The organism is Helicobacter pylori, assembly GCA_008032955.1.
GTDB classification, from domain to species: domain Bacteria; phylum Campylobacterota; class Campylobacteria; order Campylobacterales; family Helicobacteraceae; genus Helicobacter; species Helicobacter pylori_DC.
The window spans coordinates 1-25,295 of sequence record CP032046.1 but is presented as its reverse complement, the minus strand read 5'-3'; the positions used below and the strand labels follow the sequence as shown (position 1 = coordinate 25,295).

Sequence of the window (25,295 nt, the reverse complement as noted above, 5' to 3'; positions counted from 1 at the left end):
TAAATTCACATTATAGCAAATTTAAAACAAAATCAGCTATCATGATTATAGAAAACTCACATTAAAGGGTAAGAAATGCTTAAAGTTATTCATTCCGTTAAAAGCGGGTAAAAAGGTTCGCCTCAGATGTTGTAATAATATTGATTATCTTTTTTGGTGTTAGTTTTATTCTTTTTGGAAAGGAAAAGAATGTTAAAAAGGATTCAAAAATTCTCGATGCAATTATGAATATTATATTCGTAATTATTGTTGCATATATTCTCTTTCCTTGGTTACCAGGGTTATTATTCTAATATTTGGTTTTTTAGCATTACATGTTATCCCATATTAAATAACTTCTACACTCCTTTAGTCAATCTCACATTTAAGCTTACACTATATTAAGATTAAGGGACTTTGCGCTTAAATACCCCTTAAAAAGTGAGTTTAAAAAAGGCTTATGGTTTTGTTTCTATCCATTTTTAAAAAAAGTTTTAATGATTTTTTAAGTGCTAGAATGCTTTTAATCAATCTTGGCCCTATCCTTTTGAGTTTGGCGTTTTTTGGAGCTATCTTTTATTACAATGGCGGGAGTATTGTGGGTTATTGCCAAACTTTATTACCGCAATCTTTGAATGATTATTCCCATTCTCAAGGCTTTTTTGCTGGTGTGTTCACATGGGTTTTTAAAGCGTTAGTGTATTTTCTTATTTTTTGGATCGTGATTCTTTTGAGTTTAGTCATCAATATTTTTGCGTCTATTTTTTACACCCCTTTAGTGGTTTCTTATTTGCACCAAAAATATTATCCCCATGTCGTTTTAGAAGAATTTGGCTCTATTCTTTTTTCTATTAAATATTTTTTAAAATCGCTCATTTTTATGCTTTTATTCTTAGCGGTTTTAACGCCCTTTTATTTCATTCCCTTTATAGGAGTCTTTGGGGTCTTTTTTCCATAATCGCGCATTTTCTTTTTTTCAAAAACACCATGAGCTTGGATATAGCCAGCATGATTTTTAATTATCAAAGCTATCAAAACCTACTCAAACAGCACCGGTTAAAGCATTATCGTTTTTCGTTTTTTTGCTATCTTTTTTCCTTAATCCCTTTTTTTAATTTTTTTGCCACCTTATTGCAAACCCTAATGCTAGTGCACTACTTTTTTATCTTTAAAGAGAAAGAATGCTAGATTTTATTCAAGAGCTTAGCACCCCCCATGTTAGGGATTTTTTCTTGTTGTTTTTAAGGGTTAGCGGCGTGCTGTCTTTTTTCCCTTTTTTTGAAAACCATTTAGTGCCATTGTCGGTGCGTGGGGCTTTGAGCTTGTATGTGAGCGCGATTTTTTACCCCACTTTAGAGTTTTCAAACGCTATTTACACGCCAGAGGGTTTTATCATTGCTTGTTTATGCGAGCTGTTTTTAGGGGTGTGCGCGTCTGTTTTTTTACAAATCGTCTTTGCAAGCTTAGTGTTTGCCACTGACAGCATCAGCTTTTCTATGGGGCTTACCATGGCGAGCGCTTATGATCCCATTTCAGGATCGCAAAAACCCATTGTGGGGCAAGCCCTTTTATTGTTAGCGATTTTAATTTTATTGGATTTATCGTTCCACCATCAAATCATTTTGTTTGTGGATCACAGCTTAAGAGCCGTCCCTTTAGGGCAATTTGTCTTTGAGCCAGAATTAGCTAAAAACATTGTCAAAGCCTTTTCGCACCTCTTTGTCATAGGGTTTTCTATGGCGTTCCCTATTTTATGCTTGGTGTTATTGAGCGATATTATTTTTGGCATGATCATGAAAACCCACCCTCAATTCAACCTGCTCGCTATCGGGTTTCCGGTTAAAATTGCGATCGGGTTTGTGGGCATTATTTTAATCACTTCGGCTATCATGGGGCGTTTTAAAGAAGAAATCAGCCTGGCCTTTAGCGTTATTAGTAAAATCTTTTAAAGGATAAACATGATTAGTTTTAAAGAAGCTCTAAAAATCCATTCTAACATTCCCCTAAAACCCTTAGAAATAGAGGTTGTCTCTTTGTTTGAAAGTATAGGGCGCATTTTAGCAGAGGATATTATTTGCACTCACGCCTTGCCTAAATTCAATCAAAGCGCAATGGATGGCTATGGGTTTAAAATGCAAGACTTGGGCCAAAAAACTCAAGTTATCCAGCACATTTTTGCCGGAGATGATGTGAGCGCTTTAGAAGTCAAAGAAAATGAATGCGTTAAAATCATGACTGGAGCGATGGTGCCAAAGGGAATAGAAACGATCGTTCCCATAGAGTGCATGCTAGAGAGTCATAAAGATTTCGCCCTAGCTCCTAAAGATTTTAAAATTCACGCTAATATCCGTCAAAAGGGCGAAAACGCTTCTTTAAACAGCGTTTTAGTCCCTAAAAATACCCGTTTGAATTACGGGCATATCGCACTCATTGCCTCTCAAGGGTTCAAAGAAATCAAAGCGTTTAGGAAATTAAAAATCGCTCTCTTTAGCAGCGGCGATGAATTAGTGCCTTTAGGGCAAAACGCCCTAGAATGCCAGGTTTATGATGTTAATTCAGTGGGTGTTTTTAACATGCTTAAAAACTACAACACGCATTTTCTAGGGGTTTTAAAAGACGATAAAGATTTACAGCTTAAAATACTTGAATTGCAAGGCTATGATGTCATCCTTTCAAGCGCGGGGGTGAGCGTGGGGGATAAAGACTTTTTTAAAGACGCCTTGAAAGAAAAAAACGTCCTTTTTTATTACGAAAAAGTCAATCTCAAACCTGGAAAACCGGTAACTTTAGCCCGACTCAATCAAAGTATTATTATAGGCTTACCGGGTAATCCTTTGAGTTGCTTACTGGTTTTACGAGTTTTGATTCTACCCTTATTGGAGCGCTTATCCTTAAATAAAGATTTTAAACTAAATCTCTTTAAGGCTCAAATCAATGCCCCTTTAAAGCTTAAAGGCGAACGCGCGCATTTAATTTTAGGCAACTATTCAAACCACCAATTCATTCCTTACAACAACAACCGCTATGAATCAGGAGCGATTCAAGCCCTTGCGCAAGTGGATTCTATCGCCTTGATTGATGAAGGAGTGGAATGGGTTCAAGGCGAAATTGAAATTTTAAGGTTTGAGAATTAAAATGGCCTCTAACAATGCTATAATGGCAAGTTCAAAACCCCACTCATAAAGGTTCTGTTTGTGGATAACTACACCTATAGCGAATTGTTAAAAAGCCTGCAAAACAAATGCGATAATATCGCCTTAATCATCAAGCCTGAAAAGATCAAACAGGAATTAGAACGCATTGAAAAAGAGCAAGAAGACCCTAATTTTTGGCAAGATGTCTTAAAGGCTAGAGACACCAATAAAGAAAAAGTGCGCTTGAACCGCTTGCTAGAAACCTATCAAAAAATGAAAAATTCTTTAGATGAAAGCGTGGAATTGTTTGAACTCGCTCAAAACGATAACGATGAGGTTACTTTATCTTTGCTCTATGAAGAGGCTCCCATTTTAGAACACAGCGTGCAAAAAGTGGAAATTGAAATCATGCTAAGCGGTGAAAACGACGCTTCAAACGCTATTATCACCATTCAGCCTGGAGCGGGGGGGACTGAAAGCCAGGATTGGGCGAGTATTTTATATCGCATGTATTTGAGGTGGGCAGAAAGAAGGGGCTTTAAAAGCGAGATTTTAGATTACCAAGATGGCGAAGAAGCGGGCATTAAAGGGGTCGCCTTTATCATTAAGGGCGAAAACGCTTATGGCTATTTGAAAAACGAGAGCGGGGTGCATAGGCTTGTAAGGATTTCGCCCTTTGATGCGAACGCCAAACGGCACACGAGTTTTGCGAGCGTGCAAATTAGCCCTGAATTAGACGATGATATTGATATAGAAATCGATGAAAAAGATGTCCGTTATGATTATTACAGAGCCAGTGGGGCAGGCGGTCAGCATGTCAATAAAACAGAAAGCGCGGTTAGAATCACGCATTTCCCTACCGGTATTGTGGTGCAATGCCAAAACGACAGGAGCCAGCATAAAAACAAGGCGAGCGCGTTAAAAATGCTTAAATCCAAGCTTTATGAATTGGAATTAGAAAAGCAGCAAAGCAGCGCCAAAAATGAAGAAAAAAGCGAGATCGGTTGGGGGCATCAAATAAGAAGCTATGTTCTAGCCCCCTACCAGCAAGTCAAAGACGCGCGCTCCAATATTGCTTATAGCAATGTGGAAGCGATTTTAGACGGCGATATTGATGCGATTTTAGAGGGCGTTTTGATTGCTAAAGCTTAAGTGCGCTAAAATGATAGCCGATAAATTATGGTTACTATAAAACGCTTTTTAAAACCAATTGGCAAGGAACAACAATGACACAAGAAGAATTAGACGCTTTGATGAATGGTGGCGATTTAGAAAACTTGGAAGCCTTAGAAACCAAAGAGGAGGCTAAAGAAGGAACTAAAGAGAAAGAAGAAACTAAAGAATCCAAAGAAAGTTCTAGTGAAAAAATGACCGTCAAAAAAGAAGACGCTGAAAAATACGGCAAGATTAGCCCCAATGAATGGCCTCCCCCTCCCCCCACTGAAGAGCATAAGGTCGTGCATCAATTAGACGATGTTACAAGAGATTCTGAAGTGAAAGCCACGCAAATTTTTGATCAATTGGATTTGATCGGAGCTAGCGCTGAAAAAATCGCTAAAATGGTTAAAAAGATCCAAGAACCTTTGCAAAAACACCAAGAAATTTTTGACAATCTGCATGGCCATTTCCCCCATGTTGAATCTTTTAAAACCGCGCTCAATGAGCAACAAGAAATCCTAAACGCCCTTAAAAGCATTGAAGAAGAAGCCACTAATTGCTCTGATAGCTCCATGCAAGCGATGGATATTATGCAGTTTCAAGACATCCACCGCCAAAAAATTGAACGAGTGGTCAATGTCATGCGAGCGCTCAGCCAATACATGAATTCGCTTTTTGAAGGCAAAATTGATGATTCTAAGCGCGTGAGTTCAGCGACTTTTATCACCGGTGATGACGATAAAGATTTAGCTAGCGCTGATGATATTGAAGCCTTGATCGCTTCTTTTGGAGCCAAGTGATTTTGAACCAAGTTGAATTACTCTCTCCAGCCGGTAATTTGAAAAAACTTAAAATCGCTCTCAACTATGGGGCTGATGCGGTTTATGGGGGAGTGAGCCATTTTTCTTTACGCAATCGCGCTAGCAAGGAATTCACTTTAGAGACCTTTAAAGAAGGGATTGACTACGCCCATGCACTGAATAAAAAAGTCTATGCCACGATCAATGGTTTCCCTTTCAATTCACAGCTCAAACTTTTAGAAGAGCATCTTTTTAAAATGGCAGAGCTAGAGCCAGACGCTTTCATTATCGCTGCGCCTGGTGTCATCAAGCTCGCTTCAAAAATCGCCCCGCATATTCCTGTCCATTTATCCACGCAAGCGAATGTTTTAAACACGCTAGATGCACAAGTGTTTTATGATTTAGGGGTTAAACGCATTGTGTGCGCTAGGGAATTGAGCCTGAATGATGCGATTGAGATTAAAAAAGCCTTACCTAATTTGGAATTAGAAATCTTTGTGCATGGGAGCATGTGCTTTGCCTTTTCAGGGCGTTGCTTGATTTCGGCTTTACAAAAGGGGCGCGTGCCTAATAGAGGGAGTTGCGCGAATGATTGCCGGTTTGATTATGAATATTACGTGAAAAACCCTGATAATGGCGTGATGATGAGATTGGTTGAAGAAGAGGGCGTAGGCACGCATATTTTTAACGCTAAAGATTTGAACCTTTCTAGTCATATCGCTGAAATTTTAAGTTCCAACGCCATTAGCGCGCTCAAGATTGAAGGGCGCACCAAGTCCAGTTACTACGCCGCGCAAACCACGCGCATCTATCGTTTAGCGGTTGATGATTTTTACCATAACACCTTAAAGCCGAGTTTTTATGCTAGCGAATTGAACACGCTTAAAAACAGGGGTTTTACGGACGGCTATTTGATGCGAAGGCCTTTTGAAAGGTTGGATACTCAAAACCACCAGACAGCCATTAGCGAAGGGGATTTTCAAGTCAATGGCGAAATCACAGAAGACGGGCGTTTTTTTGCATGCAAATTCACCACCACCACTAACATGGCTTATGAAATCATCGCCCCCAAAAATGCCACTATCACGCCAATAGTCAATGAAATTGGCAAGATTTATACCTTTGAAAAACGCTACTATCTAGTGCTGTATAAAATCCTTTTAGAAAATAACACCGAATTAGAAACCATCCATAGCGGGAACGTGAATTTAGTGCGACTGCCCGCACCCTTACCGGCTTTTAGTTTTTTACGCACCCAAGTAGAGTCTAAAAATGGCGTTTAGAGATTAGGTATTAAAAATAATTAAGAGAAACGCATGCCATTAGAAACTATCACGCTCGCTCGTATTTATGAAGAACAAGGGTTTTTTGAAGAAGCGTTGCAAATTTATACTAATATTTTAAACAAAACCCCTGACCATATAGAGGCGTTAAAACAAATGAAGCGTTTGGAAAAAATCCAAAAAAATTGCACCCCTTTCAAACACGATGCGCTATTAGAGCGACATTATTTGAATTTTATCAAAGGGGATTTTTTGAGCGTTGAAAATTTAGAACAATGGCTGGTAGAATGGAATTGAAAAACATTATTTCAGAAACCCTTAATGAAATTGAGAAAATGGCTAAAACCATTGATAATAACTTTGATACGGCGCAAAAAACGCCCTCTTTTTTCAAAACGCCCCCTCATTTGCAAAACACCCCAAACCCTAAAAATGCTAACACCCCTTTAGAGTCAAAAAACGCTGCTAAAATAGAAACGCAAGAAAAAATCACAGAAGAAAACACAGAAGAAAAAGAAGAAGAAACAAAAGGAATCATTATAGAAGAAATCACGCCCAAAAACCCCACGCAAGTGTTAATTTCAAGCGAGCGGGTTTTTTTAAAAAACTTACTAGAGAGGACCTTAGTGTTGTTTAAAGGCATGCAAGCCTTAAACGAAAAAGAAGCACTGAAGCGTTTGGATTTAGTGGCGCGTTTCTTGCAATACCAATTGAGCGTGCTTGAAAAACGATTGGAATCTTTGGAGCGAGAAAACACGAAGTAACATGCAAAAATAAAGTTTTGTTTTAATTAAATACTGACGCTGAAATCTTATTTTAATTTTAAAAAATGGGGTTTTAGTTACTTTATTTTAAACTCATTTCCTTAAGGGGATAGGGGTATTTTGAAATCATTCTCCCCCTTTTAGCCCCCCTAAAATAAGAAATTATCGCTTGCTTACGCAGGCTCTTTTGAGGGTAAAAAACACTCAAAGCGCTTTTTAATTTTCAATATTCCATGAAAACAAAGCCTTAAATTCCCATTAATAACTATGATAATGTTTTGAATTTTTATTTTTAAGACATCTTTAAGGTATCTTTAGTAATAAAATGCTAAAATCAAGCCCTTAAAACATTAACAGAGTTAATCGTTTTTAAAGTTGTAAAAATCATTGAAGGAGTTAATTGAAGTATGATAGAAGTTTTAATGATAGAAGATGATATAGAATTAGCCGAGTTTTTGAGCGAGTTTTTGCTCCAACATGGCATTCATGTAACCAATTACGATGAGCCATACACCGGTATTAGTGCGGCTAACACACAAAATTATGATTTGTTGTTGTTGGATTTGACTTTGCCTAATTTGGACGGGCTTGAAGTGTGTCGACGCATTTCCAAACAAAAACATATCCCTATTATTATTTCTTCAGCAAGAAGCGATGTGGAAGATAAGATTAAAGCGCTAGATTATGGGGCTGACGATTACCTCCCTAAACCCTATGATCCTAAAGAATTACTAGCTCGCATCCAATCCTTACTCAGGCGTTCTCATAAAAAAGAAGAAGTGAGTGAGCCAGGCGATGCGAATATCTTTAGGGTAGATAAGGACAGCCGAGAAGTGTATATGCATGAAAAAAAGCTAGACTTAACTAGGGCTGAATATGAAATCCTTTCGCTTCTCATTAGCAAAAAAGGTTATGTGTTTAGCCGTGAAAGCATTGCGATTGAAAGCGAGAGCATCAACCCTGAAAGCTCTAACAAAAGCATTGATGTGATCATCGGCCGTTTGCGATCTAAGATTGAAAAAAATCCTAAGCAACCGCAATACATCATCTCTGTTAGAGGGATTGGTTATAAATTAGAATACTGATTCTAATAAGGAGTTAAGGGGTTTTGCGTTTCTCTATCTTTTTTAAAGTTGTCGCTTTGTTTATGATAACGCTCTTTAGTTTTGGAGCGTTCGCTTATTATTTCGTGTCTTCTCAAATCAGTCACGAAAACTATCAAAACGAAATGCGCCATTACCAGTTTGTTACCACCATCAATGAAATCTTAAATAACTACTCTGATTATAGAGCCATAGAAGATTACCTCTATAAAATCGGTTTTAGAGAAACCACGATAGAAAATTTAGAAAAGGTTTTAGCCAAAAGACGCCACCAGTTGCACCATAGGAATATTGGGTATGCGGAAGTGTTCAAATTCAGCGACATGGTTTTTATCCTTTTAAAAAAGGATGAGCATTTTGTGCTTTATAAAGATTTGCATTCGGTTTCTTATAGGAACTATTTCTTGGCTATCACGGTAGGTTTATTATTGATTTTATTCCTCTTTTTATTTGTTTTACAGAGTTTATTGCCCTTAAGAGAGTTGAGATCTCAAGTGAAACGCTTCGCTCAAGGGGATAAAAGCGTGAGTTGTAAAAGCAAGCAAAAAGATGAAATAGGGGATCTGGCTAACGAATTTGACAATTGCATTCTAAAAATCAATGCGATGAATGAATCTCGGGTTTTATTTTTGCGCTCTATCATGCATGAATTGCGCACCCCTATCACTAAGGGCAAGATACTAATCTCTATGCTCAAAGAAGAATTGCCACAAAAACGCTTCATTTCCATTTTTGATCACCTAAACACGCTGATTGAGCAATTTGCCCGCATTGAGCAGCTCGCTTCCAAAAATTATGGGAGCAATAAAGAAAAATTTTTAATGAGCGATTTGATAGACAAGATTGAAAAAATGCTTTTGATTGATGAGGATAAAAAAGCCCCATCCATGTATCCTCTTCCAATTACATTATTGAAGCGGATTTTGAATTGTTTGCTATAGCGTTAAAAAACATGGTAGATAATGCGATCAAATACAGCAATGACAAACAGGTGTTTTTGGATTTCATCGGCAATGATTTGGTGGTGTCTAATAAAAGCAAACCTTTAAAAGAAGATTTTGAAAAGTATTTGCAACCTTATTTTAAATCTTCTAACCCCAGCCAAGCCCATGGGTTTGGGTTAGGCATGTATATCATTAAAAACGCTTTAGAAGCTATGGGATTGAATTTGAGCTATCATTATGGCAATGGAAGAATTTGTTTCACTATCCATGATTGCGTTTTTAATAGTTTTTACGATTTAGAAGCGGATAATGAAGAGCTACCCCCCCCCCCCCGAAAATTTGAGAGAGATGAAGGGAATAAAGGGAACAGAAAAAGCCAATTGTGGGGTTAAAGAAAAACAAAAAGAGAGAACATGTTCAAACGATTGAGAAGATTACGAAGCAGCGAAAACTTAAGAGCGATGTTAAGAGAAACGCGTTTAAATATTAATGATTTCATCGCTCCCTTATTTGTCATAGAAAGCAATAGTTATATTAAAAACGAAATCAGCTCCATGCCTGGCGTGTATCAAATGAGTATAGAGCCTCTTTTAAAAGAGTGCGAAGAATTAATGGAGCTTGGTATAAAAGCCGTTTTATTGTTTGGCATTCCTAAACATAAGGACGCAACAGGAAGCCATGCGTTAAATAAGGATCACATTGTCGCAAAAGCTACGAGAGAAATTAAAAAACGATTTAAGGATTTGATCGTTATAGCGGATTTGTGTTTTTGCGAATACACCGACCATGGGCATTGCGGGATTTTAGAAAACGCTTCTGTGTCTAACGATAAAACGCTAGAGATTTTAAATCTTCAAGGGCTTATTTTGGCTGAAAGCGGCGTGGATATTCTAGCCCCAAGCAACATGATGGATGGCAATGTTTTAAGCCTAAGAAACGCACTCGATGAGGCCGGGTATTTTCACACGCCCATCATGAGCTATTCCACTAAATTTGCGAGCAGTTATTACGGGCCTTTTAGAGATGTAGCCAATTCTGCACCGAGTTTTGGCGATCGCAAGAGCTATCAAATGGATTACGCTAATCAAAAAGAAGCGCTTTTAGAAAGTTTAGAAGATGAAAAGCAGGGCGCGGATATTTTAATGGTGAAGCCGGCTTTGGCGTATTTGGATATTGTTAAAGAGATTAGAGATCACACTTTGCTCCCTTTAGCGCTCTATAACGTGAGTGGGGAATACGCCATGCTCAAACTCGCGCAAAAACACAACCTGATCAACTATGAAAGCGTTTTGTTAGAAACGATGACTTGCTTTAAAAGAGCGGGAGCGGATATGATTATTAGCTATCATGCTAAAGAAGTGGCTAACTTATTACAAAGGAATTGAATGGGACGAGCGTTTGAATACAGAAGAGCGGCTAAAGAAAAACGATGGGATAAGATGAGTAAGGTTTTCCCCAAGCTCGCCAAAGCAATCACTCTAGCGGCAAAAGATGGCGGGAGCGAGCCGGACACGAACGCCAAACTGCGAACAGCGATTTTAAACGCTAAAGCGCAAAACATGCCTAAAGACAATATTGATGCGGCGATTAAAAGAGCGAGCAGCAAAGAGGGGAATTTGAGCGAAATCACTTATGAGGGTAAGGCGAATTTTGGCGTGCTAATCATCATGGAATGCATGACTGATAACCCCACTAGAACCATCGCTAACCTTAAAAGCTATTTCAATAAAACGCAAGGGGCGAGCATCGTGCCTAATGGCTCTTTAGAGTTTATGTTTAATAGAAAAAGCGTGTTTGAATGCTTGAAAAGTGAAGTGGAAAATTTAAAACTCAACCTAGAAGATTTAGAATTCGCCCTCATTGATTATGGTTTGGAAGAATTAGAAGAAGTGGGAGATAGAATCATTATTAGAGGGGATTATAACAGCTTCAAGCTCTTAAATGAAGGGTTTGAAAGCTTGAGATTGCCCATTTTAAAAGCGAGTTTGCAACGCATCGCCACAACGCCCATTGAATTGAATGACGAACAAATGGAGCTTACCGAAAAATTATTGGATAGGATTGAAGACGATGATGATGTGGTCGCGCTTTATACGAATATTGAGTGAAATGCAAAAAGGCTCAAAGGATTTTTAACAAAAACAACAAAAAGTTTTGTCGCTATAAGCTTGTAAAATCCTATAAAGAGTTATAAAACTCCTTTTTGATTGGATTTTTAATTTTATTTTGATTGAATAAAGGTTTTTGTTTTGTTCAAATTTGTTCAAACATGAAAGCTTTATTCAATATTCTTTTTTAAAAAACTTGTTTTTAAGCTTTCTTATAGTTAAATTTTATTTTGTGGTGAAGTTATTTTTTAAAGCGGATAGGGGGATTTTAGAATAACGCCCCCTTTAACCCCATTAAATCCCCTAAAGAAGCGCTTTAAAAATTATCGCTTGTGTCTGGTGCAATCTCTTTTATATTTGTTTTAAAATGCCTTTGAGTATTTTATTATCAATATGAGAACAAATCCAAACCCTATTTGCAGATTTTTAGTCTCAATACCCATCAATAGAGAAGATTAATCCCTATTTGATAATAGGAGAGTAGAAAGATTTCTATAAGACGAATCTCAACGATTAGCTCTTAAACTTTAGCTTATTGCGTATCATCTTGCGTGTCGTTTTGCACGTCATCTTGCAAATTATCAGACTTCTTGCCAATCACTTCTTCTAACACTTTACAGCTACCACTAAAGCCTAGAGTGCACCCTTTCTTATAATACGAAATGGCTTTATCTAAATCCTTTGGAGCGCCCCTACCCGTGTAATACATCACCGCCACATTATGACAACCGCTCCCCCTTTTTAAATAACAACCCTTTTTATAAAGATTCAAGGCTTGCTCTCCATTTTGCTTGACATCCATACCGACTTCATACATGTATCCCAAACTCACACAGCTCGCTCCGTCTTTTAAATGGCACCCTCTTTTAAAATTCGCAAGGGCTTTTTTTAAATCCTTCTGTACGCCTTTGGCGTTCCTATACATATACCCCACAAAGTTACAACTAATGCCGTAATTCAAACTGCAAGCGTATTTAGAAAGAGAAAGGGCTTTGGCATAATTTTGCTTAACGCCCGTGCCATTAAAATACATAAAGCCTAAACTCCCGCAGCTCACCCCACCCTTTAAGTGGCACCCTCTCCTATAATAATAGAGAGCCTTTGGAAGGTTTTTTTGAACGCCATCGCCATCTTCATACATAGAACCCAAGCTCGCACAAGCGAGATGATTCCTTAAATTGCACCCTCTTCTGTAATAAAAAACGGCTTTTGAAATATTCTGATCCACGCCATCGCCATCTTCATACATAGAGCCTAAACTCGTGCAACCAACCCCCATCCTCAAATTACAGCTCCGCTTATAAAAAGCCACCGCTCTATGGTAATCCCCTCTCTTAAGGGCTTGATTAGCCATCTTAAAATATTTCCCACCGGTTGTAGCCACCAAATGACCAAAACAGCTTGCCATTAAAAATAAAATCAAAACCCACTTCTTAGTCCAACTCTTTATCATCTCATTCCTTACAAAACTAAGCCAAAGCTCACACAAAGAAAAATCAGTAAAACCCCAATCTAATTGGTTATTATAGTATAATATTGTCAAAAAATAAATTCAACTTTTGGATTAAATTTAATTAAAAACCTATTTTAGGAAAACCACTTAAAATGAGTATCATTATTCCTATTGTCATCGCCTTTGACAATCATTATGTTATTCCGGCTGGCGTGAGCTTGTATTCCATGCTAGCTTGCACTAAAACAGAACACCATGATAAAAAACTTTTTTATAAAATCCACTGCCTAGTGGATAACTTAAGCCTTGAAAACCAACAAAAATTAAAAGAAACTCTAGCCCCCTTTAGCGCTTTTGCGAGCGTGGATTTTTTAGACATTTCAACCCCTAATCTTTACACCACTTCAGTAGAACCCTCTGTGATTGATAAAATCCATGAAGCTTTTTTGCAACTCAATATTTACGCTAAGACTCGCTTTTCTAAAATGGTCATGTGCCGTTTGTTTTTGGCTTCTTTATTCCCACAATACGACAAAATCATCATGTTTGATGCAGACACTTTGTTTTTAAACGATGTGAGCGAGAGTTTTTTTATCCCGCTAGATGGCTATTATTTTGGAGCGGCTAAAGATTTTTCTTCTCCTAAAAGCCTTAAACGCTTTCAAACAGAAAGGGAGAGAGAGCCTCGCCAAAAATTTTTTCTCCATGAGCATTACCTTAAAGAAAAAGACGTGAAGATCATTTATGAAAACCACTATAACGTTGGGTTTTTAATCGTGAATTTAAAGCTATGGCGGGCTGATAAATTAGAAGAACGCTTACTCAATTTAGCCCATCAAAAAGGCCAGTGCGTGTTTTGCCCTGAACAGGATCTTTTAACGCTCGCATGCTATCAAAAAGTTTTAATCTTACCCTATATTTATAACGCCCACCCTTTCATGGCCAATCAAAAACGCTTCATCCCTGACCAACAAGAAATCGTCATGCTGCATTTTTATTTTGTAAGAAAACCTTGGGTTTTACCCACTTTTTCATACTCCAAAGAATGGCATGAGACTCTTTTAAAAACCCCTTTTTACGCTGAGTATTCCGTGAAATTCCTCAAACAAATGACAGAATGTTTAAGCCTTAAAGACAAACAAAAAACCTTTGAATTTCTTGCCCCCCTACTCAATCCAAAAACCCTTTTAGAATATGTCTTTTTCAGATTGAATAGGATTTTCAAACGCTTAAAAGAAAAATTTTTTAACTCTTAGCGTTCTCGTTTGGGCAACACGCTATAGGCGAATTTAACATAAATCGCTAAACTGATCAAAAGCACCGCCACGCCGATAGCCAAATACACCGCATAAGTGATTTTATCCGGTTCGCTCACGCTGAATTTAAACACGAGCATTAACGCTTCAATGGCTAATGCGATAATGATAGATCCTAAAAACCTGATCATCGTGCGGTGGATCGCATGGTGGTTGTCCCCGCTATTTTTACCCAAAACTTCCTCTTCAAAAATCGCCTTGACCAGATCAAAGGTGGCTAAGGCTAGGGTTAAAAGCACAATGGGGTGGAACACTTCTTTAATGTCAAAACTGCTAAAATTGACAATCGCTGTCCAAAAGCTAGAGATGCATTTCACAAATAAAAGTAACGACACTAAAGTGAGCATGATAGAAATCATAAAATACATGACCATGCTCCCTTCGCTAAAGGTTCTGAAATACTTTGAAGGCGAGCTGATTTCAATCGCTACCCTCAAAGGGATTTGCAAGCACACCACAAACGCTAGATCGTTATTTTGATCATACACCGGGTAAGACGCGCTCACTACCAAATGGTTTCCTTTTTTAGAAGGGTAAGGATCGGTTAAAATGCAACGCTTTTCACTCACGGCTTGATAAAAATAATATTTATCGCTAAAACTGGCATGCGATTCTAGTTCAATCCCTTCTGTTAAATCATGCTCTAATATCCCTTCCTTATGCCCTTCCTCTTTAAGCTGACTTGGCTTAAGAATTAGCATGCCCTTAGCGTCTAACACAAAAAAACTTTTTGCCATTTTGATTTCAGCATGCATTTTTCTAATCTGTTTGTTTAAATAATCCAAAGTGATTTCAGGGAGATGGTTGCGGATATTGTGCGAAAACAAATAAGTGAGGTAGGCGTATAACTCGGTGCGGATCTTGGAATATTGGACAATGTCTCTACTTAACATCACAAGGCCTTTAAAAAAAATTTATGCGATGAATTGTAGCACTTGTTTTAAAGAATTATTTAAACCACCCCTTGCGTCAATGATAAAGGAGGCGTTTTTTTCATAGAGGGCTTGGCGTTTTTCAAAAAGCTCTTTGGCTTGAGTGAGATCATTCAAAAGGGGGCGTTTTTCCCTTTCTTTTTGGTTCAAACGCTTAATCAAGGTCTCAAAATCAATCTTGAGGTAAAAAGTTGTGCCTAAACCCTTAAAATTATCATGCATGATAATGCCCCCACCGGTAGAAATGATATGGGGGGTTTTGAGCGTTTTTAATTCATCAATCAAATTTTTTTCAAACATCCTGAAATTGTCTTCGCCAAGCTCTTCAAAAATCCCTCTCACGCTCAAGCCCACCCTCTCGCTAATGATCATATCCGTATCCAACACTTCTAATTTCAAAGCCAGCCCCAATTCTTGCGCCAAAGAGCTTTTACCGCTCCCCATAAAACCGATTAAGACTAAATGCTGCATGCTTTTATTTCAATTTTAATTCATACACCCCATTTTTTTCTTCCAAAAGATAGCGGTATTTCCCGTCTAAAATGAGCGTGATGCGGTAATAATCTTTGTGCGTGCCGACTTTAATTTGAGAAAAAAACTTCTGGTTTAAATCCCTATTTTGATAAATATCCAAAGGGCCTTTTTGCGTGTCTAACACGATTCTATAAGGATTGACTAGCACAAAAGAGCGTAAAATTTTATAAGGGGAGCGCAAAATCATCATGTTGTTTGCCATTAAAAAATCAAAATCTTGGATCTGGTAGCGTTTTTCAAAGGCGTCTTGATCAAGAGTGTGTTGGGAGAGCTTTAAGGGGTAGTGCCAATCAATGCTTTTATCAATGCCCACGACTTTAGAATGGATAGAGCCATCAATATCCTGGTAAGTGAGCGTGATTTTTTTTAAGATCCTAGCGCTCGTGGGCAAATCCACATGGATTTCTTTAAAATAGCTATCATAGATCCCATTAAAGCCCCCTTGCAAATTCTTGGAATTAATTTCAGGCTCAAAAGGGTTGTCTCTAGCCAATAAAACGCTTAAAACCACCACCAAACCTATCATCTTTTTTAACACTACCATTTCCTTAAATCTAATCTCTAGGCCGTAATTCCTTCAACTCAAACAAACGCTTTTGCAAACGCACATTCTTGCTTTGCAATTCGGTGATTTCTTGTTGCAATCGTTCATGCTTGTCTCTTAAATCCAAATAAACCTCTAAAGAAGAACCCCCAAAAAGCAACTTCCCTAAATAATACCCAAACCCAAGCAGTAAAAGGAAAAAGACAATAAGGGAGCTATGGCTATAGAAAAAATCTCGTGCTTTGTTTTCTTTGATTTCATCGTTTTCAAAAAGGCCACTAGCCATGCTTAAACAACTCTTTACCGATATAAATCCCCCCTTTTAATTCATGCTCAATCTCTAAAAGGCGGTTGTATTTGGCGATCCTTTCACTCCTTGCGGTGGATCCGGTTTTGATTTCTCCCGTATTGAGAGCGACTGCAAAATCAGCGATAAAGCTGTCCTCACTCTCCCCGCTTCTATGGCTCATCACGCATTGATAGGCATGGTGTTTGGCTAATCTTATGGTTTCCAAAGTCTCACTAATGGTGCCGATTTGATTGGGTTTGATTAAAATGGCGTTCGCAATGTTTTTTTCAATGCCTTTTTGTAAAATGCTTGCGTTCGTTACAAACAAATCATCGCCCACTAATTGGATTTGACGCGCTAATTCCTCGCTCAAAAACGCCCAACCCTCCCAATCGTCTTCGCTCAAACCATCTTCAATGGACACGATCGGGTATTTTGCCACCAACTCTTTATAATAAGCCACTAATTCATGCGAATCTAGAATCTTATTTTCACCCTTTAAATGGTAATTGAAATGTTCATCCACTAACTCACTGCTCGCTACATCTAAAGCGAGTGCGATTTCTTCGCCTAATTTATAGCCGGCTTTTTCAATGGCTTGAGAAATGATTTCAAGAGGTTCTACATTGTTGTTAAAATTAGGCGCAAAACCCCCCTCATCGCCCACGCTTGTGAGCTGATTCTTTTCATCTAAAAGTTTTTTAAGCGTGTGATAGACTTCTGCGCTCGCTCTTAAGGCTTCTTTAAAGCTTTCAAACCCTAAAGGCATGATCATGTATTCTTGAAAGTCTATGGAATTGTTCGCATGCGATCCGCCGTTAATGATATTGAGCATCGGCACCGGCAAAGTCAGAGCGTTAGCCCCCCCTAAATAGCGGTATAATGGCAGATTTAAGGCTTTCGCGCTAGCCCTTGCTAACGCCATAGAAACGCCCAAAACAGCGTTCGCCCCTAAATTAGCATAATTAGGCGTGCCGTCTAAAGCCCTTAACCTCTCATCTACAAAGGCTTGATTGATCGCTTCAAGCCCTATCAAATGGTGTTTGATCACGCTATTGACATTTTCGCATGCCCTTAAAACCCCTTTACCCAAAAAACGGGTTTTGTCATTATCCCTTAACTCTAACGCTTCTCTTTTACCGGTGCTCGCTCCGCTAGGCACAATCGCGCTCGCCTTAGTGTTATCGCTTAAAATCACGCTGGCTTGAATGGTAGGATTGCCCCTACTATCCATCACTTCTAAAGCATGAATATCTTTAATGGTTAGCATCAAAATCCTTTTATTCCATTTCTTCTAAAGGCTCATCGGGTAAGGGCATGATCTCTTCATTAGAGCCAATACTCTCTTTAATCTTAAGAGTGATTTCATCCGCTAGGGCTTTATCTTCTTTCAGTAAGGCTTTAGCGTTTTCTCTGCCTTGCCCTAGCTTTTTATCCTGGTAACTAAGCCATGCCCCACTCTTATCCACAATGTCTAATTTCACGCCATAGTCAATGATTTCGCCCTCTTTAGAAATCCCCTCCCCAAACATGATGTCAAATTCCGCTTCTCTAAAAGGCGGAGCGACTTTATTTTTAACCACTTTGGCTTTAGCCCTATTACCGATATGCTGTTCGTTTTGTTTTAAAGCCGCAATCCTTCTAATATCAATCCTAACGCTCGCATAGAATTTTAAGGCATTACCCCCGGTTGTGGTCTCTGGACTCCCATAGCCCGTCATGCCGATCTTCATTCTTATTTGATTGATAAAGATTAAAGTAGTGTTCATCTTGTGCAAAACACCGGTGATTTTCCTTAACGCATGGCTCATAAGCCTTGCTTGCAAGCCCACATGCTGATCGCCCATATCCCCATCAATCTCCGCTTTAGGCGTAAGAGCCGCCACCGAATCCACCACCACTAAATCAATCCCTCCGCTTCTGGTGATCGTTTCTAAAATCTCTAAGGCTTCTTCTCCTGTGCTTGGTTGAGAAACGAGTAGATTTTCTGTATCCACGCCCAATCTCTTGGCATAATACACGTCTAGGGCATGTTCAGCGTCAATGAACGCGCACACGCCCCCATTTTTTTGGCATTCTGCAATAATGTGCAAGCTTAGAGTGGTTTTCCCGCTTGACTCTGGCCCATAAATTTCAATGATCCTACCCTTTGGAACGCCCCCAATCCCTAAAGCTAAATCCAATCCTAACGAGCCTGTAGAAATAGCGTCAATCTTTTCTACTTGCTTATCCCCAAGGCGCACCAACGCCCCCTTACCAAAAACCTTATCAATTTGTTTGATCGCTAAAGAAATCGCTTTTTGTTTGTCTTCATCTATTGCCATTAAATTACCTTATTGAATTTGATTTGTTTATTCTATCAAATCCTAGCCTAAAATCTATTATAATAAAAGGACTTACCCTATCACAAAAGGATTTTACTTTGATTAGTGTCGCTCATAGCCCTGATGCTGATGATATTTTCATGTATTATGCGATTAAGTTTGGCTGGATAGATTGCCCCATTAAGAATAAAACATTCAAAAACATTGCCCTTGATATTGAAACCCTAAACCAAGAAGCCCTAAAAAACACTTATGATGTGAGTGCGATAAGCTTTGGGCTATACCCTAAAATTGCGAACGATTACGCCTTACTCCCCACGGCAACGAGCTTTGGGAATGGCTATGGGCCTAAATTAGTGAAAAAAAAGGGCGTGAAATTGAAAAAAGATTTTAAAGTCGCATTAAGTGGGGAGCATACCACCAACGCCCTCTTGTTTAAGATCTATTACAAACATGCGCGCATCGCTTACATGAATTTTTTAGACATTGAAAAAGCGGTTTTGGAAGGAAAAGTGCATGCGGGCGTATTAATCCATGAAAATATCTTGGATTTCCATAGTGAATTAGAAGTGGAAAAAGAATTGTGGGATGTTTGGAAAGAACTCATTAAAGTGGATTTACCCTTGCCTTTAGGGGGCATGGCGATTAGGCGCTCTATCCCCTTGTATCGCGCGATTTTGATTAAAAAGGCTTTGATTAAAGCGGTTGAAGTCGCGCTAAAACACCAAAATCTGCTCTCTAACATGCTCTTAGAGCGCTCGCTCATTCGTGTCAATAAAGAGTGCTTGCAAACTTATTTAAGCTTGTATGCGAATGAAACTTCAACGCGCTTAAGCAAGATTCAGATTCTCGCCATAGACAAGCTTTTTGAATTAGGCTATCAGCATGGGTTTTATGCCAGTTTGTTAAAGGCTAAAGATTGCTTACTCACTGATGAGTATTTGCAATACCGCTTTTCTTAATCCAATTCTAATTTATGTGCAAGCAAGTAACGACTCATCGCATACAATAAAAGGATTTTTAAAAAATCCACCCCCATAAAAGGTAGTATTGTTTTTCTTGTAATTCTTGTTGTTGCAAGAAATAATAAAACCCCTCATTGATGCTTAAACTAGAACTCATTAAGGGCAGTAACGAATTAAACGCTAATTCCAAAACAACCCCCACAAGAATGAACAACAGCCCCCCTAGTAAAAAACGCGCTTTTTTGATCCTAGCAGCGTTTAAAACGCTCAAAACAAATAAAAATTTCATTAAAACAAGCCCTAAAAACAGCGCGATACCTAGGGTTTTAGTGGGTTTTAACACAAAGGTTTTTAAAGCGGTGTGCAAGATAAACAGCACGCTGGATTGCGCGTTAAAAAGATAATAGCCCAAACGCACGCTCGCCACAAACCAGAACAAACTGAAGATAAAAAACACCATAGGGAGCAAGATTTTAGGGAGCAATAAAGACTCTAAACTAACGGGTAAAGAAAAGCTTAAAACCCCCCTTTTAGAAAAAAGCGCATTGAGATTTTTGATCGCTCCCACACTGATTGCAATCAGTAAAAACGCCCCCAAGACAAAAAAGAGCGTGTAGCTTAGGGTGAGCATGGTCGTTTCTTCAGCACCTTGAGAGGAAAAACAAACCGCTAAAATAGTGAGCGTTATTAAAAAATTCCCCACAACAACATTCCCTAATTGCCCCAAAGCATCATGTTTAAAAACTTTTAAAAAACCCATAGCCTTATTATACCCGTTTGGATAGAAAATTCAGGCTTTTTATCATCAAGTGCCAATAAAAACGCTAAAGGCATTTTTTAAACGCGCTGCTTGAAAAAAGCCAGTTGCTCCAAAATCAATTCTTCTTTATTTTTAAAAACAAATTTAAAAAGGATCTTATAACGCCCCATTTTATCGCTCTCTAACAAATCAAATTTTAAAGGCTCGCATGCGCTTCTACAATCAAGCGTCCCCAATAATCTGGGCTGTGATGGGCTGGGATAAAACGCTAAATACACTTGAATATTTGGCGGATCTAAAGCGGGTTTGAGCGGTTGCAATTGCACATAAAGCGTGTTGGATTTTTCCAAAATCAAAGCGTTGTTTAAAAGGGTTTCTTGGAGTTTTTTATCCCCATGCGTGCCTTTAGAAAAATAGGGCAAAATGGGGGTTTTAGGGCTTTTAGTAAGGGGTTTTAAACCCACTAAAAAACGATAATTAGACTTAAAATTTTCATAAGTTTTAAGCATAGCGTTAAAGTTTAAATCCACTTCGTTATGCCCTTTGAAATACACTAAATCGTTTTTAGGCGAATTTTTTAGGGCAAACACCACCAAAAACACCACGATCCCAAGCCCAAGAATGAGCACGCTCATGATCCCTAAAGGCCAAAAGTTTTTTTCTTTCATTGATTTCTCTCTTAAGATTTTTTAAAAAAATAAAGCCCCAAAAACGCACCTAAAAGCGTCAATAATAAAATATAAACAACCACCTTTACAAAAGTTACTCCCTTAGGAGCGTTAAAATTCTGCGCGATATTCACACGATATTTTTGCGCTAAAGCATCTACTGCGACCGAATAGCCGTTAATGAGCATGGCTGAAATCCTTTGAGGCGTGTATTCTTTAGCGTTTGTAGGGAGTAAGGGAGCGATTTTTTCAAAAAAGATTTTATCAGTATCCAACAAATCTTTAGGGTTAGCCACTAATTCTATTTTTTGAGCGTCATGGTAGAAAAAGAATACCACAAAAGGGGGTTTGAGCTGTTTTAAAAAGCCCTCTTGATAATTTTGGCGTTCATTTTTATCCGCCAAAGCGATAGGATTTTTTTCAAAATCCGTCATGTCAATCGCAAAACGTACGCCTGTTTTAAGATAAAGCTCTTTAGAAACACCCTCCACAAACGCAACGCTTTTTTTTACCAAACGCCCTTTAGAATTATTCAAAACATAATCACTAGCCCCCAAACAACAAACAAAGGCTATTACAAGCCATAAGATCCTCATGTGCTAAACAAAAACAAGTTAGGCACAAAAGAAATAACAATCGTCATTAAAATGGTCGCTACTACCATTAAGGCTAAGATTTTTTCTAAAGTGGTGAATTTCATTTTTTACTCCCTTGATTGATCAATTCATAATTAGCCCGGTTTTGGGTGTTTTTTGTCTCTAAAGCGTTAATATCCTTATAGCGGTAATAATTGGTGGCTTGCTCTTTTTGGATATGGATCGCTTTGAGCGTAAAAAAAACGACCACACACAATAAAATAACCACAATCAGTAAATTCCCTGCTAATCCGTTTAAAAATTTCATCTCTTTTCCTTTAATCTTCTAAGGGTTTTAGCGATTGGATAAATTCGGCCAACGCTTTAACTTGCAAATCGCTAAAGTTTTTATACTTGAATGATGGCATATGCCCTATATTGCCCTTTTTGCCATGCGTTAAGATATTTCTTAAAAAATTCTCTGTGCCGTAAGTGGTCAAATCGGCCGCAAACACTTGATTTTCTTGCAAGCCCTTACCATCATTGCCATGACAACCTGTGCAGCCCATGCTTTCAAACAATTCCTTGCCTTTATCAATGAGTTGAGGGTTTTTGGTTTTTTTAACGCTAGAAATTTCTGCCATCACATAGCTCGCAATCGCTTTAGCGTCTTTTTCGTCCAATTCCATAGCGGGCATTTCCCCAGCGAGATAATCCATGCCTTTAGAGCCATGCTTAATGGTGTCCATAATGCCCTCTTCTTTACCCCAATGCACCAGATTTTGAGCGCTCCCATGCAAGCCTTCAGCGGTGATGCCATGGCATTGCGAACAATGGACTAAAAAGATGCCTTGCCCCATATCCACCAATTCCTTTTGACCCAAATGCTTCCATTTGGCTTCAAATTTTTGGTTGTGCACTTTAACCTCTTCATTGTATTGCCCGATTTGAGAAAAGCTGTTCAGCGGATACCCAAAGAAAAAATACCAAAAAGCCCACACAATCGTGCACATAAAGCTTGCGATCCAGCCTACTGGCACATTATTGGCAAACTCCCCTATCCCATCAATCAAATGCCCATTTTCTACAAGCTCACCCTGAGATTTGCTGTCGCGCATTTCTTTAATGAGCGAACTGGATTCATAGATGGTTAAAACTAAAATCACAAGCGCTGCAATCAAGCCAAAAACATTTATATGGTCGTTTAAAAAATCCATTTCAACTTTCCTTTATGCCCTTATCATGAACTTTTTTATGGCGTGGTTCAATCAACTCATCTTCTAAAGCATCATTTAACGCTAAATACCCGTATCGCTCATAATCCACGACACCCTTTTTTTGCTTTCTATACATGCTAAAAATATAGGCATACAAAAGAGCGTAAAAAGAATGGTAAAAAACGCATACGCAAAACCTCTCAAACTTTCTAAATCCATCATTCACCCCTTATTTAGCGTTTTGATTAGCGTTGATCCTGGAATTACCCAAGCTATTCAAATAAGCGATCAAAGCCACAATTTCTAACACTTCACCTCTCTCAATCGCTTCTAGCACCCTCTTGTCTTTCATATCGGCTGTGATTTTTTTAGCTTCTTCTAAATAGGCTTTTTTCGCTTCTTCCACGCTCCCTAATTTCACGCCGTTTTCGGTGTCATAAGGCACGCCAAAAACCTTTTTTTGCGTCAAAGCTTCTGCATAAGCGGTGTCAAAGTCGCTCTTTTTTATGAATAAATGCTTATAGGCGGGCATGATGCTGTGCGGCACAACGCTTTTGGGATCAAACATGTGTTTTTCATGCCAATCGGTTGTGCGATAATCCCCCACCCTGTGCAAATCAGGGCCAATCCTTTTAGATCCCCATAAAAATGGCCTGTCATACGCATATTCCCCGCTCAAACTATACGCGCCGTATCGATCCACCTCAGCTTGGAAAGGGCGGATGAGTTGGGAATGGCAATGATAGCAACCTTCTTGGATATAAATTTGTCTCCCCGCTGTTTCTAAAACCGTATAAGGCCGTAAGCCTTCAATGGGGCGAGCGGATTTAAAGAAGTTAGGCAAAATCTCCACCAAGCCTGCGATCGCAAACACAAAATAAACGCAAGAGTGAAAAAGAACGGGTTTTTTTCCAAAAAACTAAACATTTCCAACCTCCCCTATCTAGACATAGGCGTGGCGTAATTGGGCTCACGCTCTAATTTTTTGCCTGCTGTGATTGTCATAAAAATATTGTAGGCAAAGATAATAAATCCGGTAAAATACATAAGACCCCCAACGCCTCTAATATTGTAATAAGGGATTAGCACCTTAACCGTATCAATGAACTGGTAAGTGAGATTCCCATACTGATCCACATCCCTCCACATCATCCCTTGCGTGATCCCTGCAATCCACATGGACGAAAAGTAAAGCACAATCCCTAAAGTCATGATCCAAAATTGGAAATCCACAAGCCTGCCTGAATAAATCTCTCTTCTAAAAAGCCTAGGCGTCATGTGATACATGCTCGCAATCAAAGTGAAGCCTACCCACCCAAGCACGCCGTCATGCACATGCCCTATAATCCAATCGGTAAAATGCGCTAAGGCGTTCACGCTCTTAATGGCTTGAATGGATCCTTCTAGCGTGGAAAGCATGTAGAAAGTTGAAGCCAAAACTAAGAATTAATCAAAGGGCTTTCTTTGAGCTGGTGCCACTGGCCTCGCATCGTTAAAAGCATGTTAATGGCTGTCCCCCACGAAGGCAAGATCAACACCACTGAAAACACGCTAGAAAGGGTTTGCACCCAATCAGGCACGGTGGAATAAATCAAATGGTGCCCGCCTGCCCAAATATAAACAAACATCAAGCTCCAAAAAGAAACAAAGTGAGTTTGTAAGAAAAGATAGGCTGGCCGCTCTCTTTAGGCAAGAAATAATAAATCGTGCCAATCACCCCACTCGTAAAGACAAAAGCGACCGCATTATGCCCCCACCACCATTGAATGAGCGCATCATTACTGCCTGAATACATAGAAATAGAATGCCAAACACTCCCCATATCAGCGACAAAATAGGTGGGGACAGAAAGGTTATTGAAGAGATACATCACCGCTATACCCACATAAGTAGCGATGTAATACCATAAAGACACATAAATGGTATTTTCTCTCCTAACGCTCATGCTCCCAAACATATTAACCCCCATAGCACCCATGCCACAACCACAATAATATCTAAAGGCCACATCAATTCAGCGTATTCTTTAGATTGAGTAAGACCAGCAAACAAGCTAATAACCCCTAGAATTAAAAGAAGAATCCAGAGCCAAAAATGCAATAACCCTACCAATTTTCAAAAAAGGGGTGTTGGTGATAAGTGATTTTAAGCACCCTTTGACCGATATAATACCAACTCGCCCAAATCCCCCCAAGGGGTGAAACCATAGATCACCGCATTCGTGTGTAAAGGGCGCAAGCGGCCAAAAACGCCATACTCCCCTGCAATGTAATTCAAGTTAGGGAAAGACAATTCAAAGGCTAACACAATCCCTATTAACATGCCTATTATCCCAAAGCCAACCATCGCATAAAGAAACAATTTGCTAATGGAATAATCATAACTCAAAGGCACATTTTCTTTGCATGCAATACTCCTATTTGTAGTAAATTCAACAAAGATAAA

24 protein-coding genes and 6 pseudogenes are annotated in these 25,295 nt (G+C 38.9%); 15 read left to right on the top strand and 15 right to left on the bottom strand.

Annotated features, from left to right (window positions below):
• Positions 1–134 precede the first annotated feature (134 nt).
• The 13 genes and pseudogenes from D2C72_00150 to D2C72_00090 all read left to right on the top strand — a co-directional run bounded on the left by D2C72_00150 (position 135) and on the right by D2C72_00090 (position 11,273).
• A complete protein-coding gene (locus tag D2C72_00150) occupies positions 135–293 on the top strand; it encodes a hypothetical protein (protein QEF42907.1) in 159 nt (52 codons plus the stop codon).
• Between the two features lie 146 nt (positions 294–439).
• Positions 440–1,167: pseudogene (locus tag D2C72_00145) on the top strand (peptidase).
• Positions 1,161–1,928, top strand: a complete 768-nt coding sequence (gene fliR, locus D2C72_00140; protein ID QEF42906.1) for a flagellar type III secretion system protein FliR — start codon at positions 1,161–1,163, stop codon at positions 1,926–1,928. Before D2C72_00145 ends, fliR begins: the two are co-directional and overlap by 7 nt.
• 9 nt (positions 1,929–1,937) lie before the next feature.
• Entirely contained in the window at positions 1,938–3,113 is a 1,176-nt protein-coding gene (locus tag D2C72_00135) for a molybdopterin molybdenumtransferase MoeA (protein ID QEF42905.1), read from the top strand.
• 60 nt (positions 3,114–3,173) lie between these two features.
• On the top strand, positions 3,174–4,265 hold the full coding sequence (gene prfB / locus D2C72_00130) for a peptide chain release factor 2 (protein QEF42904.1): 1,092 nt from the start codon (positions 3,174–3,176) through the stop codon (positions 4,263–4,265).
• A gap of 74 nt (positions 4,266–4,339) precedes the next feature.
• Entirely contained in the window at positions 4,340–5,071 is a 732-nt protein-coding gene (locus tag D2C72_00125; protein ID QEF42903.1) for a chemotaxis protein, read from the top strand.
• A 2-nt stretch (positions 5,072–5,073) separates the two neighbouring features.
• Positions 5,074–6,354, top strand: a complete 1,281-nt coding sequence (locus D2C72_00120; protein ID QEF44140.1) for a U32 family peptidase — start codon at positions 5,074–5,076, stop codon at positions 6,352–6,354.
• Between the two features lie 33 nt (positions 6,355–6,387).
• Entirely contained in the window at positions 6,388–6,651 is a 264-nt protein-coding gene (locus D2C72_00115; protein ID QEF42902.1) for a tetratricopeptide repeat-containing protein, read from the top strand.
• Positions 6,630–7,118 (top strand): hypothetical protein, encoded by a 489-nt coding sequence (locus D2C72_00110; protein QEF42901.1) that lies wholly within the window; start codon positions 6,630–6,632, stop codon positions 7,116–7,118. Before D2C72_00115 ends, D2C72_00110 begins: the two co-directional genes overlap by 22 nt.
• A 407-nt stretch (positions 7,119–7,525) precedes the next feature.
• Entirely contained in the window at positions 7,526–8,203 is a 678-nt protein-coding gene (locus D2C72_00105) for a DNA-binding response regulator (GenBank protein QEF42900.1), read from the top strand.
• A 23-nt stretch (positions 8,204–8,226) separates the two neighbouring features.
• Positions 8,227–9,557 (top strand): annotated as a pseudogene (locus tag D2C72_00100) (sensor histidine kinase).
• A gap of 21 nt (positions 9,558–9,578) precedes the next feature.
• On the top strand, positions 9,579–10,550 hold the full coding sequence (locus tag D2C72_00095) for a porphobilinogen synthase (GenBank protein ID QEF42899.1): 972 nt from the start codon (positions 9,579–9,581) through the stop codon (positions 10,548–10,550).
• Complete coding sequence (locus D2C72_00090; GenBank protein ID QEF42898.1) at positions 10,551–11,273, top strand: YebC/PmpR family DNA-binding regulatory protein; 723 nt, start codon at positions 10,551–10,553, stop codon at positions 11,271–11,273. It abuts the gene before it with no gap.
• A gap of 532 nt (positions 11,274–11,805) precedes the next feature.
• Here D2C72_00090 and hcpD read toward each other — a convergent pair.
• Complete coding sequence (gene hcpD / locus D2C72_00085) at positions 11,806–12,726, bottom strand: Sel1-like repeat protein HcpD (GenBank protein QEF42897.1); 921 nt, start codon at positions 12,724–12,726, stop codon at positions 11,806–11,808.
• Between the two features lie 152 nt (positions 12,727–12,878).
• Here hcpD and D2C72_00080 point away from each other — a divergent pair, with 152 nt between their 5' ends.
• Entirely contained in the window at positions 12,879–13,982 is a 1,104-nt protein-coding gene (locus tag D2C72_00080) for a glycosyltransferase family 8 protein (protein ID QEF42896.1), read from the top strand.
• On the opposite strand, the gene D2C72_00075 is transcribed toward D2C72_00080, so the two are convergent.
• The 6 genes from D2C72_00075 to D2C72_00050 are packed head-to-tail and all read right to left on the bottom strand — an operon-like array spanning position 13,979 to position 18,665.
• Positions 13,979–14,935: a hypothetical protein gene (locus D2C72_00075; protein ID QEF42895.1), complete on the bottom strand. Its 957-nt coding sequence runs from the start codon at positions 14,933–14,935 to the stop codon at positions 13,979–13,981. The two genes, D2C72_00080 and D2C72_00075, sit on opposite strands and share 4 nt — an antisense overlap.
• A 21-nt stretch (positions 14,936–14,956) precedes the next feature.
• Positions 14,957–15,445, bottom strand: a complete 489-nt coding sequence (locus D2C72_00070; protein ID QEF42894.1) for a shikimate kinase — start codon at positions 15,443–15,445, stop codon at positions 14,957–14,959.
• A 4-nt stretch (positions 15,446–15,449) separates the two neighbouring features.
• Positions 15,450–16,052 carry an AMIN domain-containing protein gene (locus D2C72_00065; GenBank protein ID QEF42893.1) on the bottom strand — a complete coding sequence of 201 codons (603 nt, stop codon included), beginning with the start codon at positions 16,050–16,052 and terminating at the stop codon, positions 15,450–15,452.
• A 10-nt stretch (positions 16,053–16,062) separates the two neighbouring features.
• Entirely contained in the window at positions 16,063–16,338 is a 276-nt protein-coding gene (locus D2C72_00060; protein QEF42892.1) for a hypothetical protein, read from the bottom strand.
• Entirely contained in the window at positions 16,331–17,611 is a 1,281-nt protein-coding gene (eno, locus tag D2C72_00055) for a phosphopyruvate hydratase (GenBank protein ID QEF42891.1), read from the bottom strand. The genes D2C72_00060 and eno overlap by 8 nt, the downstream gene beginning before the upstream one ends.
• 10 nt (positions 17,612–17,621) lie before the next feature.
• On the bottom strand, positions 17,622–18,665 hold the full coding sequence (locus tag D2C72_00050) for a DNA recombination/repair protein RecA (GenBank protein ID QEF42890.1): 1,044 nt from the start codon (positions 18,663–18,665) through the stop codon (positions 17,622–17,624).
• A gap of 98 nt (positions 18,666–18,763) precedes the next feature.
• Here D2C72_00050 and D2C72_00045 point away from each other — a divergent pair, with 98 nt between their 5' ends.
• The gene (locus tag D2C72_00045) at positions 18,764–19,627 is read left to right on the top strand and encodes a succinate--CoA ligase (GenBank protein ID QEF42889.1); all 864 of its coding nucleotides are present in this window, start codon (positions 18,764–18,766) and stop codon (positions 19,625–19,627) included.
• Here D2C72_00045 and D2C72_00040 read toward each other — a convergent pair.
• The 8 genes and pseudogenes from D2C72_00040 to ccoN form a co-directional block, all read right to left on the bottom strand.
• Positions 19,624–20,390 (bottom strand): annotated as a pseudogene (locus tag D2C72_00040) (hypothetical protein). The gene D2C72_00045 and the pseudogene D2C72_00040 sit on opposite strands and share 4 nt — an antisense overlap.
• 77 nt (positions 20,391–20,467) lie before the next feature.
• Complete coding sequence (locus D2C72_00035) at positions 20,468–21,058, bottom strand: hypothetical protein (protein QEF42888.1); 591 nt, start codon at positions 21,056–21,058, stop codon at positions 20,468–20,470.
• A gap of 11 nt (positions 21,059–21,069) precedes the next feature.
• Positions 21,070–21,654 (bottom strand): hypothetical protein, encoded by a 585-nt coding sequence (locus tag D2C72_00030; protein QEF42887.1) that lies wholly within the window; start codon positions 21,652–21,654, stop codon positions 21,070–21,072.
• A 100-nt stretch (positions 21,655–21,754) separates the two neighbouring features.
• On the bottom strand, positions 21,755–21,961 hold the full coding sequence (locus D2C72_00025) for a DUF4006 family protein (GenBank protein QEF42886.1): 207 nt from the start codon (positions 21,959–21,961) through the stop codon (positions 21,755–21,757).
• Positions 21,962–21,971: 10 nt separating this feature from the next.
• On the bottom strand, positions 21,972–22,850 hold the full coding sequence (ccoP, locus tag D2C72_00020) for a cytochrome-c oxidase, cbb3-type subunit III (protein ID QEF42885.1): 879 nt from the start codon (positions 22,848–22,850) through the stop codon (positions 21,972–21,974).
• A 1-nt stretch (position 22,851) separates the two neighbouring features.
• Positions 22,852–23,072 (bottom strand): annotated as a pseudogene (locus tag D2C72_00015) (cytochrome c oxidase, cbb3-type, CcoQ subunit).
• A 7-nt stretch (positions 23,073–23,079) separates the two neighbouring features.
• Positions 23,080–23,777, bottom strand: a pseudogene (ccoO, locus tag D2C72_00010) (cytochrome-c oxidase, cbb3-type subunit II).
• 12 nt (positions 23,778–23,789) lie between these two features.
• Positions 23,790–25,196: pseudogene (gene ccoN / locus D2C72_00005) on the bottom strand (cytochrome-c oxidase, cbb3-type subunit I).
• Positions 25,197–25,295: the final 99 nt, after the last annotated feature.

Coding starts and splice junctions, on each gene's coding strand:
- fliR (QEF42906.1), top strand. CDS start 1,161: ATGCTAGATTTTATTCAAGAGCTTAGCACCCCCCATGTTAGGGATTTT.
- D2C72_00135 (QEF42905.1), top strand. CDS start 1,938: ATGATTAGTTTTAAAGAAGCTCTAAAAATCCATTCTAACATTCCCCTA.
- D2C72_00125 (QEF42903.1), top strand. CDS start 4,340: ATGACACAAGAAGAATTAGACGCTTTGATGAATGGTGGCGATTTAGAA.
- D2C72_00115 (QEF42902.1), top strand. CDS start 6,388: ATGCCATTAGAAACTATCACGCTCGCTCGTATTTATGAAGAACAAGGG.
- D2C72_00110 (QEF42901.1), top strand. CDS start 6,630: ATGGCTGGTAGAATGGAATTGAAAAACATTATTTCAGAAACCCTTAAT.
- D2C72_00105 (QEF42900.1), top strand. CDS start 7,526: ATGATAGAAGTTTTAATGATAGAAGATGATATAGAATTAGCCGAGTTT.
- D2C72_00095 (QEF42899.1), top strand. CDS start 9,579: ATGTTCAAACGATTGAGAAGATTACGAAGCAGCGAAAACTTAAGAGCG.
- D2C72_00090 (QEF42898.1), top strand. CDS start 10,551: ATGGGACGAGCGTTTGAATACAGAAGAGCGGCTAAAGAAAAACGATGG.
- hcpD (QEF42897.1), bottom strand. CDS start 12,726: ATGATAAAGAGTTGGACTAAGAAGTGGGTTTTGATTTTATTTTTAATG.
- D2C72_00080 (QEF42896.1), top strand. CDS start 12,879: ATGAGTATCATTATTCCTATTGTCATCGCCTTTGACAATCATTATGTT.
- D2C72_00075 (QEF42895.1), bottom strand. CDS start 14,935: ATGTTAAGTAGAGACATTGTCCAATATTCCAAGATCCGCACCGAGTTA.
- D2C72_00070 (QEF42894.1), bottom strand. CDS start 15,445: ATGCAGCATTTAGTCTTAATCGGTTTTATGGGGAGCGGTAAAAGCTCT.
- D2C72_00065 (QEF42893.1), bottom strand. CDS start 16,052: ATGGTAGTGTTAAAAAAGATGATAGGTTTGGTGGTGGTTTTAAGCGTT.
- D2C72_00060 (QEF42892.1), bottom strand. CDS start 16,338: ATGGCTAGTGGCCTTTTTGAAAACGATGAAATCAAAGAAAACAAAGCA.
- eno (QEF42891.1), bottom strand. CDS start 17,611: ATGCTAACCATTAAAGATATTCATGCTTTAGAAGTGATGGATAGTAGG.
- D2C72_00050 (QEF42890.1), bottom strand. CDS start 18,665: ATGGCAATAGATGAAGACAAACAAAAAGCGATTTCTTTAGCGATCAAA.
- D2C72_00035 (QEF42888.1), bottom strand. CDS start 21,058: ATGAAAGAAAAAAACTTTTGGCCTTTAGGGATCATGAGCGTGCTCATT.
- D2C72_00030 (QEF42887.1), bottom strand. CDS start 21,654: ATGAGGATCTTATGGCTTGTAATAGCCTTTGTTTGTTGTTTGGGGGCT.
- D2C72_00025 (QEF42886.1), bottom strand. CDS start 21,961: ATGAAATTTTTAAACGGATTAGCAGGGAATTTACTGATTGTGGTTATT.
- ccoP (QEF42885.1), bottom strand. CDS start 22,850: ATGGATTTTTTAAACGACCATATAAATGTTTTTGGCTTGATTGCAGCG.